Origin of the sequence: Micromonospora sp. CPCC 205561, assembly GCF_036906775.1 — a bacterium.
In the GTDB taxonomy this organism is placed as follows: domain Bacteria; phylum Actinomycetota; class Actinomycetes; order Mycobacteriales; family Micromonosporaceae; genus Micromonospora.
This window is the reverse complement of the sequence record NZ_JBAKHV010000007.1, coordinates 39106-52385: the sequence shown is the minus strand read 5'-3', so window position 1 is coordinate 52385 and position 13280 is coordinate 39106. Positions and strand designations below refer to the sequence as shown.

The following is a 13280-nucleotide window of genomic DNA, read 5'->3' as shown; positions in this document are numbered from 1 at the left end:
GCGCCCGTCGCGTCGCCCCCGCACCGGGCGCGCGAACGACGCGACGGGCCCGGGGACGCTCAGCGGCGGGGTGGGGAGGCCGGTCGCGCGCCGTGTTCACGCACGAGCGCCAGCCGGTCGACCTTCCCGCTCGGCGTACGGGGGAACTCCGCGGCGAGGTGGACGAAGCGCGACGGCTGCATGTAGTCGGGCACCCGGGGCGCGATCGCCCCGCGCAGCGTGTCGGCGTGGACCTGCTCGCCCGAGGCGGTGCGGTAGAAGGCGGTGAGGCGGGTGTCGCCGACCCCGAGGGTCTCCGCGACCACGGCCGCCGCGACGATGCCGGGCGCGTGGCGTAGCGCGGCCTCGACCTCGCCCAGCTCGACGCGGTAGCCGCGGATCTTCACCATGCCGTCGCGCCGGCCCAGGAACTCGATCCGCCCGTCGTGGCGGAACCGGGCGAGGTCGCCGGTCCGGTAGAGCCGCCCGAAGCCGGGCAGCGGGCTGTCGACGAAGCGCTCCCCGGTCAGCTCGGGCTTGCGCCAGTAGCCGTCGGCCAGCGGCAGCCCGGAGACGCACAGCTCGCCGGCGACACCGATCGGCTGGGGCCGCAGCCGGTCGTCGAGGATGGTGACGCGGGCGCTGTTGATCGGGTGGCCGATCGCCGGCAGCGGCGGCCAGGTGGCGGGATCGCCGTCGATCCGCAGCGAGGTCACGCTGTGGGTCTCGCTCGGGCCGTACTGGTTGAACAGCGTCGCGTCGTCGAGCCCGGCGAAGAAACGCCGGATCGCCGGCGTGATGTGGAGCTGCTCGCCGGCGCAGACGAACTCCCGCAGTGGCGGCGGCTCCAGCCCGAGTGCGGTCACGTACTGGGCGATGCTCTGCAACGCCGCGAAGGGCAGGAACATCCGCCGCACGGTGTGCCGCCTGATCTCGGCCAGCAGCAGGTCGTAGTCGGCGCGCACCTCGGCGTCCACGAGCACCAGCGTGCCACCGCTCGCCCAGGTGCTGAAGATCTCCAGGAACGACGCGTCGAAGCTGAGCGCCGAGTACTGCAGGGTCCGGTCGCCCGGTCCGCAGGCCGAGTCGGCGCACTGCCAGCCGACCAGCCCGGCCAGTGGGCCGTGCGGCATCGCGACGCCCTTGGGCAGGCCGGTGGAGCCGGAGGTGTAGATCAGGTAGGCGAGGTCGGCCTCGGTCGCCACGGGCAGCCCGGTTCCGGCCGCGTCCGGCAGCTCGTACCACCGGTCCGGTCCGAGGACGGTGACGCCGTCGGGTATCGGCACCGCGGCGGCCAGCCCCGGCTGGGCGAGCAGGCACGCCACGTCGCTGTCGCCCAGCATGTACGCCAGGCGCTCGCCCGGGTAGGTCGGGTCCAGGGGCACGTAGCCGGCGCCCGACCTGAGCACCGCCAGCACCGCGACGACCATGTCGATCGACCGCTCCAGGAGGATGCCGATCGGCCGCACCGGGCCGCCGTCACGCTGCCGGTGCAACACCCGGGCCAGCCGGTCGGCGGCCTCCCCCAGCTCGGCGTAGGTGACCTGCCGGTCCCGCCAGACGGCGGCGATCGCGTCGGGGGTGCGTCGCCGCTGCGCCTCGAACGCCTCGTGCGCCAGCGCGGGCCGCGTGGCCGGCGCCGGGGCCTGTGCGAACACCCGCGTGACGAGGTCGAACTCGTCCGGGGCAAGCAGGTCGAGGTCGCCGACGGAGCGGTTCGGCCGGGCGAGGGCGTCCGCCAGCAGCGTCCGGAACCGCTCGACCAGCCGCCGCGCCGTAGCCGGCCGGTAGAGCTCGGTGGAGTAGTCGAGCAGGCCCAGGATCGGGCCGTCGGATCCGCTCAGCCGCAGCAGCAGGTCGAACTTGCTCGTGCCGGTGTGCACCTCCAGCGGCTCGACCCGCAGGCCCGGCAGCCGCAGCCGGGTGGACTCGCCGTCGTCGATGCCGATGACGGTCTGGAACAGGGGGAAGCGATCCAGCTCGGCGGCGGTGACGGTCTGCCGGACGATCGTCGCGAACGGCACGTCGCGGTGCCGCTGCGCCGCCAGGCTCTCCTGCTTCACCGCCGCCACCAACTCGGCGAACGACATCTCCGGCCGCACCGTGAGCCGCAGCGGCAGCAGGTCTGCCAGGCAGCCCACGACCCGGTCCAGTTCGGCCGCGCCGCGGCGGGCCACCGGCGTGCCGACGATGAGGTCCTGCTGCCCGCCGTGGCGGTGCAGCAGAGCGGCGTACGCGGCCGTCAGCACGGTGAACACGGTCGTGCGCCCGGCGCGCGCGGCGGCCCGTACGGCCTGCGCGGTGCCCGCGTCGAGGGTGAACTCGACGCGGCCACCGGCCGGTCCGAGTTCCGCCGGGCGCCGCCGGTCCACCGGGACGGTGGTGAACTGTGGCGGCGACTTCAGCCGCTCACGCCAGTACGCCACGGCCGCGGCGTCGACCTCGCGGGCCCGCTGGCGCCGCGCGTACTCACCCATGGTCAGCGCGGGCTCGGCCGGAACCGTCGGGTCGGCGTACCAGCGGGCGATGTCGTCGGCCATGACCTGCATCGACCACCCGTCCATGACGATGTGGTGCAGGAGGATGGCGAGCACGTGTTCCTCGGGCCCGAGCCGGAGCAGGAAGGCGCGCATCGGGCCCTCGTCCAGGTCCAGTTCGAGTTCGGCCAGCTCACGCAGCCGCCCGTCGATCCCCTCCGGCGGGCAGTCCTCGCTCTCCAGCGCCACCGTCGTCTCCCGGACGACCTGGGCCGGCTGCCCCTTCTCGAGCCCGAAGCGGGTGCGCAGACCCGGGTGCGCGGCGCTCAGGCGGTCGATCGCCAGCGCGAGCGCGCCGCGGTCGAGCCGGCCGTCGATGCGGTGCGTCCAGAGCACCGTGTAGCGGGACCTGCCCTCCGCGAAGGCGTCGTTGAGCCAGATCGCCTCCTGCTCGTGGGTCATGGGGTAGGCGGTCAACGCGTGCTCCGGGTTCGGGTCGTCGGGGTACGGGCGGCGGTCGCCAGCGCGTCGTGGTCGAGCTTGCCGTTGGGGGTCAGCGGCAGCCGGTCCAGCGCCCGCACGATCGTCGGCACGAGCGGCCGGGGCAGCCGGCTCAGCAGGTCGTGGCGCACCGCCGCGGGGCCGCCCGGACCGTCACCGGGCACGTAGAACAACGCCAGGGCCTGGTCGACCACGGTCACCGCGCAGTCGCGCACGCCGGGCGAGCGTCGTGCCGCCGCCTCGACCTCGGCGGGTTCGACCCGATGACCGGCGATCTTGGTCTGCCGGTCGCGCCGGCCCCGGAAGCGCAGCAGGCCGTCCGGGTCGACGAGGCCGTAGTCGCCGGTGCGGTACGCCCGCACCGACGCGCCGCCGACCTCGACCGGCGCGAAGGCGCGGGCGGTCAGCTCCGGCTCGCCCAGGTAGCAGGTGGCCAGGCCGTCGCCGGCGACGCAGATCTCGCCGGTCTGCCCCGGCGGGCAGAGCCGGCCCTGCCCGTCGAGCACCAGTACGGTCGTCGCCGGGACGGGAGAGCCGATGGGGATGTCCGCGCCGTCGGCGCAGTCCTCGGGTCGGACCCGGTGGGTGGTGGTGTGCATGCAGCTCTCGGTCGGGCCGTACGCGTTGAGCAGCGCGGTCCGCGGGTAGCGGCGCAGGAACCGGGCCGCGTGCGGGGCGGGCAGGCGTTCCCCGCCCACCAGCACCGTCCCCAGCCCGGCGAAGCTCTCCAGGTCCTCGTCGACGAAGAGCGTGAAGAGCGAGGTGGTCAGACGCAGCGTGGTCGCGCCGTCCTGGCGGACCATCCGGCGCAGTGTGCCGGGGGTGAGGTAGTCGCCGTCGACGAGCAGCGACGTACCGCCGGTCATCAGCTGGCCGAGCAGCTCGTAGCTGTACATGTCCCACCACGGCGGCGCCCCCTGGGGCATCGCGTGCCCGGGGCCGAAACCCGGCGGCGGGGCGCCTCGGAACATCCGCGTCACCGCGCGGTGTGGCAGCACCACCCCCTTGGGGCGGCCGGTGGTACCGGAGGTGAAGACGACCGTCGCCGCCGCCCCGGCGTCGACCTCCGTCGCGGGCGCGGCGGCGGACGGGTGTGCCGCACCGGCCGCACCGGCGCGGGGCGGACGGGCCGCCGTCAGTGGCAGCGTCGGGCGACCGCCCCAGTCCTGGCCCGGATCCGCGGCGAGCACCAGGGGCGCCGCGACGAGGTCGCCGATGGCGAGCCGGCGCTCCGCCGGCCACCGTGGGTCGACGATCGTGTACGCCGCGCCGCACCACAGCACGCCGAGCTGGGCGACGACCAGCTCCGGGCAGCGGGGTGCGCAGAGCGGCACGACCGCACCCGCACCGATCCCCTGCCCGGCGAGGCGCGCGGCCACGGCGAGCGCGCGCCGGTGCAGGTCGGCGTACTCGACCCGCGACCCACGGTGCACGAGGGCGGTGGCACGCGGGAACCGCTCGGCCGTCCGGGCGACCGCCTGGTGGACCAGGCTCGGCCCCGCACCGTCAGCCGCCGTCACCGGCAGACCTCGCCGACACGAGGGCGACGAAGTCGCCCAGCACGTCGTTGTCCAGCAGGTCGACCGGGGTCAGCGCGACGCCGGTCGCGCGCTCGATCCGGGCGCAGATCCGCAGCGCCTGCAACGACGTGCCGTCGTGGTCGTAGAAGCTGTCCGCGGGGTCGATCTCCTCGATGCCGAGGACGTCGGCGACGATGTCCGCGACGACCTCCGCGGTGGAGCGCGTCACCGGGCGACCTCCGCGTCGATCGCCGCGGCGAGCGCCACGACCGTACGGTTGCGCAGGATCAGCCGCATCGGCAGCCGGCTGCCGACGCGGTCGGTGAGTTCCACCATCACCTGCACGGCGGTCAGCGAGTTGCCCCCGGTGACCTCGAAGAAGGGGTCCTGGTCGCCGAAGTCGGGGTGGCCCAGCACCTTCTCCCACACCGCACGCACCTCGTCGACGAGGTGCTGCGGCGGAGTGTGGGTGGCATCGGACATCGTCACTCCGTTTCTGCGCATCCTGGTGGCCGGTCGCGGCGGGCGCCGTCGAGGCGCGGCGTCAGCGCGGCGGCGAGCGCGGCGATGGTCGGGAACTTGAACAGGTCGGTGACCGGCATCTCGACCCGGAGCTCCCGCCGGATCTCGCGGTGCACCTGGATGAGCGTCACCGAGCTGGCGCCCAGCGCGAACAGGGGCACGTCGCGCGGGAGGCGCTCCGGGGCGGCACCGAGCGCCCGCGCCCAGAGCCCGGTGAGCAGCTGCTCCACCGTGCCGCGCGGCCGCGCGTCGGCGGCGACCGCGAGCCCGGTCTCCGGCACCGGCAGGCGACGGGGGTCCGCCTTGCCGGTGGCCCCGGTCGGGATCCGGTCGATCGCCACCAGGTGGCCGGGCACCAGTTCGGCGGGCAACTCGTCGGCCAGGTGCTCGCGCAGCCGCGCCGCGTCGAGGCCGTCGGGGCCGACCACGTACGCGACGAGCGCGTCGGGCCGTCGGGGGTGGACCGTGACGAGGGCGTCGACGACACCGGGGAACCGCAGCAGGATCCGCCGGACGCCCTCCAGCTCGACGCGCAGTCCGCGGAGCTTGACCTGGTCGTCCTCCCGGCCCAGGTAGACGATGGTGCCGTCGCCGCGCCACCGGGCGAGGTCGCCGGTGCGGTAGAGCCGGCCGCCGCCCTGGCCGGTGACGGTGTCGGGGACGAACGCCTTCGCGGTCAGCTGGTCGCGGTTGACGTAGCCCAGCGCCAGCCCGACGCCCCCGACGTGCAGTTCGCCGGGGAACCCGGGCGGCAGCAGCTGTCCTCCCCGCCCGAGAACGTAGGTCCGCACCCCGGCCAGGGGCCGGCCGATGGGCAGCTCGGCGCCGGGCTCCGGCGGCCCGTCGTCGCGGATGTGGAAGGTCGCGTCGATGGCGGTCTCGCTCGGGCCGTAGAGGTTCACGACCCGCGCGCCGGTGGCGGCGGCCGCCGCGGCGGCTGTCTCATGGGTCAGCCGCTCCCCGCCGCAGAAGATCCAGCGCAGGCGCGGACAGTCCCAGTCGGCCCGTTCGGCGAGCATCGCGCCGAGCAGGGTCGGCACGAACTGCACCACGCTCACGTCGTGGGTACGCAGCTCGGTGTGCATCAGGGCCGGGTCACGGTGGGCGGGTGGCGGAGCGACGACGACGGCGGCGCCGACGACCAGCGGCGTCAGGTACTCCCAGATGGAGGCGTCGAAGACCGGCGGGGTCTTGAAGTAGAACCGGTCGGTGTGCGCCAGGCCGAACTCGTGCTGCTTGAACCGCAGGTTGTTGAGGATGGCGCGGTGCGGGACGACCGCCGTCTTCGGCAGGCCCGTGGTGCCCGAGGTGGTGATCAGGTAGGCCGGCGCGTCGGGATCGACGGCGACGTTCGGGGCGGGCCCCTCCGGGCCGGCCGGTGGCGGTACCCGCCCGGCGACGACCACCGGCAGCCCGGCCGGGGCGTCGGCGGTCGCCGTGACGACCGCGGCGGCGGCCCCGGCGTCGGTCAGCACGAAGGACCGCCGGCCGGCCGGTTGTTCCATGTCCACCGGCAGGAACGCGTGGCCGCACCGCAGGATCGCCAGCACGGCCGCGACGAACGCGGCCGAGCGCGGAACGCACAGTGCGACCACCGAACCGGGCGGCAGGGACAGGGCGCCGAGCTGCGCGGCCAGGTGAGCGGACCAGCGGTCCAGCTCGGTGTAGCTCACGGTGCGGCCGTCGGCGACGAGCGCGAGTGCGTCGGGTCGGTCGTCGGCGTGGGCACGGAACGCCTCGACCACGCCGGGCCCCCGGTGGGCCGGCGGGCCGACGGCCCAGTCGGTGCGGATCCGTTCCCGGGTCCCGGGGTCGGCCAGGGCCACCGTGAGCGGGGAGCCGGCGCCGGTGAGCAGCTCGGCGAGCACCGTCTCGAACCCTCGGGCGATCGCGTCGGCCTCGGCGGCGTGGAACAGGTCGGTGCGGTGGTCGAGCCGCCCGGTGTGCGCGCCCTCGTGCGTGTTGACGGAGAGCAAGAGCTCGGCCTTGCCGCCCCGGGTGGCGAACTCGACCCGCTCGCAGTCGACGCCGGGCAGCGTGAGGAGGGGGAAGGACGCCTCGTTGAAGGAGAGCACCGCCGGCAGCGGGGGACGACCCGGCCGGATCAGGTGTCCGCCCGCCCGCGCCGCGTGCGGGGCGACACCCTGGTGCCGTACGGCGTCCATGACGTGCTCCTGCACCAGGTGCGCGTAGTCACCGAGCGTCGGGGTGGCCAGGGCGGGCGCGCGAAGCCTGAGCATGTCGGAGAAGAGGCCGACGACCTGCGGGTACCGCGAGCGCCGCCAGTCGACGCCGGGAAAGGCCACCACCACGTCGTCGTTGCGGGTGAGGTGTTGCAGCACCAACGCGTACGCGGCCAGGCAGGCCGAGAACGGCGTCACCCCGAGCCGGGCGGCCCGGGCGGTCAGGTCGACGGGCAGCCGCACCGGGACCGACGCGACGCGGGCCGGGGCGGTCGTCGCGACGGTGCCCGGCGCGATGCCGCGGGCCGGGTCCACCCCGTCCAGCGTCTCCTGCCAGAACCGCCGCGCGGCGTGGCCGGCCGGGGAGGCGGCGAACTCCTGCTGCCAGCGCACGTAGGCGAAGTAGTCCGCGCCGTCGGGCTCCGGTTCGGCGACGCCCGCGTACGCACGCGACAGCTGACCCAGGAACACCGGCAGCGACGGCGCGTCGACCGCGAGGTGGTCGAAGACGATCAGCAGCACTGCCACCCCGTCGCCCTGGCGCAGCAGGTGGGCCCGCAGCCGCACCCGGTCCTCGGCCGCGAACGGCACCTCGCACAGCGCCGCCAGGTGCGCGTCGAGCTCCTCCGCGGCCACGTCCGCCGTCCGCAGCAGCGCGGTGGGTGCGGGCTGGAGCACCTGGTACGTGCCGGAACCCTCGTCCTGAAGTCGGACGCGCAGCTGCGGCTGCCGTCGGACCACCTCCGTCAGGGCCCGGTCCAGGCGCCCCTCGTCCAGGGCCCCCGTCAGCCGGTACGCCGCTGCCACGTTGTAGCCCGCGCCGCCGTCCGCCGCGAACTGCTGTGCGACATGCACGGCGTGCTGTTGGACGCTGAGCGGCGCGCGGTCGTGTTCCGGCCGCGTTGGCTTCACGTGCTCCCCCCGTCCGAGGGGCTCGGGTGCGCCCCTCGTCACCGACCGTGCGGCCCTACCGCCCCTCCATACCGGAGTGAGTGGCCCGCCGAACGGCGACCGCGAGCATTATTTAGCAATTGAAGGGCATCGCTCAATATTCTGTGATCTGTTTCACAGGGGTTGCCGGCATGTGGTCCCGGCGATAGCTTGACCGGAAGCGGTCCACAGCAGAGCAACATGACGAGGTACGGGAAAATCCGGGCCGCTCACGTGCCATCATGTCGCGGCGGCCCCGCCTCGGACGGTCGCCGTTTCGCATTTTTGGGCGCCAATTGAATAGCTGCGCATTACCGATGTCGGCTGCGCTGCCACGGCCGCTCCTGTTGCGCGCGAGACAGGCGAAGGAGACCGAGACCGATGGCACTGATCGACCTCTTGGCCGAACTGGCGGAACTGGGCATGAGCCTTTCCGCCCACGGCGACAAGCTGCGGATCACCGGCCCGCGCGAGCGACTCACCGAGTCGCTGCGGGCCCGCCTCGCCGCGCACCGCGACGAGGTGCTTCAGTTCGTGCGCGAGCAGGAGCACGAAGAGCGGCGCCGCGCCGTACGCATCGTCCCGGTCGACCGCACGGGGCCGCTGCCGGCCTCGTACGCGCAGCGGCGCCTCTGGCTGATCGAGCAGCTCGCGACCGACGTACCGATCTACAACATGTACATGGCGCGCACGATCACCGGCCCGCTGGACACCGGTGCGCTGCGCTCCGCCGTCGAGGCCGTCACCACCCGCCACGAGATCCTGCGGTCCGGGCTCGTGGAGGAGGGCGACGACCTGCTCCAGGTGGCGGACCCGCGGGGACGGCCGGCGTACCGCGAGCACGACCTGCGGGGAGAGGCCGACGAGGTGGTCCGGCGGCTGCTCTACGAGATCGTCGCGACCCGCTTCGACCTGTCGCGTGCGCCGCTCGTCCGCTTCGACCTCATCCGCACCGGGACATCGGACTGGATCTTCGTCGTCACCCAGCACCACGTCATCTCCGACGGCTGGTCGGCGGGCCTGATCCGCAAGGAGATCTCGGAGCTGTACTCCGCCGCCGTCGAGGGGCGCGAGCCGGACCTGCCCGACCTGCCGGTGCAGTATGCGGACTTTGCCGCGTGGGAACGACAGTGGATCACCGGTGAGGTGGCCGAGAAGCAGCGCGAGTTCTGGCGCGGCGAACTGGCGCAGCTGCCGCCGGTGCTCGAACTGGTGCCCGACCGGCCGCGCGCCGCCGTGCAGAGCTACCGCGGCGACGCGCTGGTGTTCACCTACGACGCCGACCTGATGAAGCGGCTGCGGGAACTGTGCGCCGAGTGTGGCACCACCCTCTACGGCGCCCTGGTCGCGGCGTACGGCCTGTTGTTGTCACGGATGGCCCGCGTCGACGACCTCGCGGTCGGGAGCCCGCTGGCCAGTCGGCCCTACCCGGTGCTGGAGAACACGCTCGGGCTGTTCTTCAACTCGATAACGGTGCGGATGCGCCCCCGTCCGGAGCAGACGGTCCGCGAGTTCCTCGCCACCGTCCGACGCAGCGTCTTCGACGCCTTCGCCCACCAGGACCTCCCGTTCGACCAGGTGGTGCAGGCGGTCGCACCGGACCGCAGCGTCTCGCACTCGCCGCTGTTCCAGGCCATCTTCATCCTGCAGAGCTACCCCGAGACCGGGCTCTCGCTGACCGGGCTGGAGACCGGGCTGGCCGTCGCGCCGGTCTACGCGACGCAGTACGACCTCATGTTCAAGCTGCGCGAGGAGGGCGATCTGGGCAGGGGCTTCCTCGTCTACAACAGCGAGATGTTCACCGAGTCCGACATGTCCCGCCTGGTGGACTGGTTCGCCCACGTGGTCCGGCTGATGGCGGCCGACCCGGACGCCCGTCTCGGCGACCTGTCGCTGGCCGGGGCCGAGGACCTCGCCCACGTGGCCCGGTGGAACGCCGCCACCGCCCGGGAACTGCCCGCCGAAGCGGTGCACACGCGGATCCTGGCCCGGCTGCGCGCCCACCCGACCGCCGCCGCGGCGACCTTCCGGGGCCGGACCCTGACCAATGCCGCGCTGGCCGAGCGGGCCGAGGCCGTGGCGGCCGGCCTGATCGCGGCGGGGCTACGCCCCGGCGACCGCGTCGGCGTGCTGCTGCCCCGCTCCACCGACCTCGTCGCGACCCTGCTCGGCGTGCTCAGCGCCGGCCTGGCGTACGTCCCCCTCGACGGCGCCGCACCGCCGCGGCGGTCGGCGGCCAGCCTGGCCGGCGCCGGATGCGCCGCGCTCGTCGTCGAACATCCCGCCGTGCCGCTGCCACCGTTCGGCGGGCGGATCCTGCCGCTGACCGAGTTCACCGACCACCCGCCGTCGACCGCCCCTCCCGAGGTCGCGGCGCCCGACACCGCGTACGTCATCTTCACCTCGGGCTCGACCGGCGTGCCGAAGGGTGTCCAGGTCACGCACCGCAACCTGGCCAACTTCTTCACGGCGATGGACGAGACCGTCCCGCTGCCACCGCGGCCGGTGTGGCTCGCCGTCACCAACGTCACCTTCGACATCGCGGTACTCGAACTGCTGTGGACGCTCAGCCGCGGGGTCCACGTCATCGTCGGCGAGAGCATGGAGACGCTGAACCAGCTGACGGAGACCGACACCGAACCGGTCAAGGTCCCCGACCTGATCGAGACCGCCGGAGTCACCGCGCTTCAGGCGACACCGACGTTCGTCCGGACGGTGCTGCGGATGCCCGGCGGACCCCGGGCCCTCGCCCGGCTGCACACCCTGCTCGTCGGCGGCGAGCCGCTCGACCCGGCCCTCGCCACCACGCTGCGCGAACTCGGGATACCCAGGGTGCTGAACATGTACGGTCCGACCGAGACGACGGTGTGGTCCACCGCCTGGCAGCTCGACTCCGGGTCACGGCCGCTGGTCGGCACGCCGCTCGCCAACACCACCGTGCACGTCGTCGACGCCTTCCTGCGCCCGGTGCCCGTCGGCATGTTCGGTGAACTCGTCATCGGCGGCGCGGGCGTGAGCCAGGGCTATGTCGGGGACCCGGAGCTGACCGCGCGGCGTTTCGTCTCCTCGCCGCACCTCGACGACGGGGCCACGGTCTACCGCACCGGCGACCTCGCCCGGATGACGCCCGAGGGCACCATCGAGCTCGTCGGGCGCCTCGACAACCAGGTCAAGCTCAACGGCTACCGGATCGAGCTGGAGGAGATCGAACGGGCCGTGACCGCTCTGCCCGGCCTGCGGGACTGTGCCGTGGTCGTGCAGACCGACGGCGAACAGGCCGCCCTCGCCGCCCACTGCGTCACCGTCGACGGATCGGCGGTCGACGCGGAGTGGCTGCGGATCGAGTTGGCGCGCACGCTACCGCGTCAGATGATCCCCGCCCTGGTCGCCACCGTGCCCGCGCTGCCGGTCTCCCCCAACGGAAAGCTCGACCGCAAGGCGCTGCCCAGGATCGAGGCGCGCCCCGCCGCGTCCGAGGCGACCACGGCGGAGGGCGACGTCGAGGAGGCGCTGCTGGCAGCCTGGCGGCGGGTGCTCGGCAACGACCGCATCGGGGTGACCGACGACTTCTTCCGCTCCGGCGGCAACTCCCTGTTGGTGGTCCGCCTGCTCAGCGAGGTGCGCGCCCACGCCGCCCCCCGGGCGCGCATCGCCGACCTGTTCCGCTATTCGACGGTACGTACGTTCGCGGCCCACCTGGCCGGCGCGGTCGCCGACGAGCCCGACACGGCCGCGGAGGACGGCGAGGCGCAGCGCGCCCGCCTGCGGCGGCAGCAGCAGGTACGCCGCAAGCGGCAGGCGCGCACCGGGGCCGGTGAGCCGCCGGAGGTTCAGCCGTAGACGACGTTCCACCGCGCGTTCAGCTCGGCCAGGGATGCCAGGATCTCGTCGTGCGTCGTCGCCGTGCCGTGCACCAGAGCGATGCTGCTGGCGGTGCCGTCGCGCCAGTCCAGCGTCCGGCCCGGCCTGGAGCGCAACTCGATGCTGCGGATGCCGGGGAGGTCGCGGGGGCGCACGTCGTTCCAGGACACCAGGGTCCTCGCCGCCACCGGGGGCGCGGGCAGATAGGCGAACTCCATCCGCTTCCACACCAGTGCCGGCACCGTCACCGGTTCGTCCACCGCCAGCCGCAGCACGGTCCGTACGAGGTCGAAGCCCGCCGCGCGGCGCAGCAGCACCGGGACGTAGCCGCCCAGCCGGCCGTTCACCTCGATGACGCGAGGGCCGGTCGGGGTCAACTTGATCTCGGTGTGCGTCACGCCGTGCCGGACGCCCAGCGCCCGCAGCGCGGCGACGGCGACCGCCGCCGCGGCGGCCTGGTCGCGTTCCGACAGGGTGCAGGGCAGCACGTGCCCTGTCTCGCGGAACGGCGGCGCGAGCGGCAGCTTGGAGGTCACGCAGACGGTCTGGACGTCCTCGCCCCGCACCACGGACTCGACCGAGACGAAGTCCCCCCAGTGCTCTCCGGCCACCGACGGATCTCCGGTCAACAGCTCTTCCAGGACGAGGTCGCCGCTGCCACGTGCCCGGAACTCGGCGATGTGGGTTCGGCACTGCCCGAGCGAATCGACGCGGGCGGTGTCCACGCTGCCGGCACCGTTGCGGGGCTTCAGCACCGCCGGCAGTCCGACGTCGGCGACGGCGGCGACCGCGTCGTCGACGCCGCGCACCAGCCGCGCCCGAGGCGACGGCACCCCCGCCGCGTTCAGCAGGGTGCGCTGCAGGTACTTGTCGGTCAGGGCGGGCACCGTCTTCGGGCTGTGGAACGGCAGCCCGCAGCGCTCCGCGATGCGGGCAGCCAGGTGCAGCCGGTAGTCGTTGAACGCCGCAACCCCGTCCGGACGCAGCGTCGCGGCGAGCTCGCAGACATCGTCCTCGGAGAGCCCGACGGCGTCGACGACGCGGGCGTCCTCCGGGATCCCCCACAGCTCCGAGGCCGCCGCGTCCTCCCGCCTCAGCCGCAGGAACACGACCTCACAGACCCCGCGCGCGGCCGACAGGACGGCCACCGCACTGGCCGATCCCCTGTCGTAGACGACCAGGCACGTCGGAAGACTCATTCGACCCGCTCCTTCAAGCCGGAAGGGACGCCGACCTGCTCGGCGTCCCGCGCCGCCGCCACGGGGCACCGGAAGCGCGACGTCCGGTACGCGAACCGGAACCGGTCG

At 73.9% G+C, this 13280-nt stretch carries 7 protein-coding genes; 1 reads left to right on the top strand and 6 read right to left on the bottom strand.

What is annotated here, in order from left to right:
• Nucleotides 1-59 precede the first annotated feature (59 nt).
• The 5 genes from V6V16_RS06895 to V6V16_RS06875 are packed head-to-tail and all read right to left on the bottom strand — an operon-like array spanning nt 60 to nt 8094.
• Entirely contained in the window at nt 60-2933 is a 2874-nt protein-coding gene (locus V6V16_RS06895; protein WP_334560600.1) for a non-ribosomal peptide synthetase, read from the bottom strand.
• Nucleotides 2930-4477 carry an amino acid adenylation domain-containing protein gene (locus V6V16_RS06890; RefSeq protein WP_334560598.1) on the bottom strand — a complete coding sequence of 516 codons (1548 nt, stop codon included), beginning with the start codon at nt 4475-4477 and terminating at the stop codon, nt 2930-2932. The genes V6V16_RS06895 and V6V16_RS06890 overlap by 4 nt, the downstream gene beginning before the upstream one ends.
• Entirely contained in the window at nt 4464-4706 is a 243-nt protein-coding gene (locus V6V16_RS06885; protein WP_334560596.1) for an acyl carrier protein, read from the bottom strand. Before V6V16_RS06885 ends, V6V16_RS06890 begins: the two co-directional genes overlap by 14 nt.
• Complete coding sequence (locus tag V6V16_RS06880) at nt 4703-4960, bottom strand: acyl carrier protein (RefSeq protein ID WP_334560594.1); 258 nt, start codon at nt 4958-4960, stop codon at nt 4703-4705. Before V6V16_RS06880 ends, V6V16_RS06885 begins: the two co-directional genes overlap by 4 nt.
• A gap of 2 nt (nt 4961-4962) precedes the next feature.
• A complete protein-coding gene (locus tag V6V16_RS06875) occupies nt 4963-8094 on the bottom strand; it encodes a non-ribosomal peptide synthetase (RefSeq protein WP_334560593.1) in 3132 nt (1043 codons plus the stop codon).
• Nucleotides 8095-8493: 399 nt separating this feature from the next.
• Here V6V16_RS06875 and V6V16_RS06870 point away from each other — a divergent pair, with 399 nt between their 5' ends.
• Nucleotides 8494-11952, top strand: coding sequence for a non-ribosomal peptide synthetase (locus V6V16_RS06870; RefSeq protein WP_334560591.1), 3459 nt, complete (start codon nt 8494-8496; stop codon nt 11950-11952).
• Here V6V16_RS06870 and V6V16_RS06865 read toward each other — a convergent pair.
• Nucleotides 11943-13172: an ATP-grasp domain-containing protein gene (locus tag V6V16_RS06865; RefSeq protein ID WP_334560589.1), complete on the bottom strand. Its 1230-nt coding sequence runs from the start codon at nt 13170-13172 to the stop codon at nt 11943-11945. The two genes, V6V16_RS06870 and V6V16_RS06865, sit on opposite strands and share 10 nt — an antisense overlap.
• Between the last annotated feature and the right edge of the window lie 108 nt (nt 13173-13280).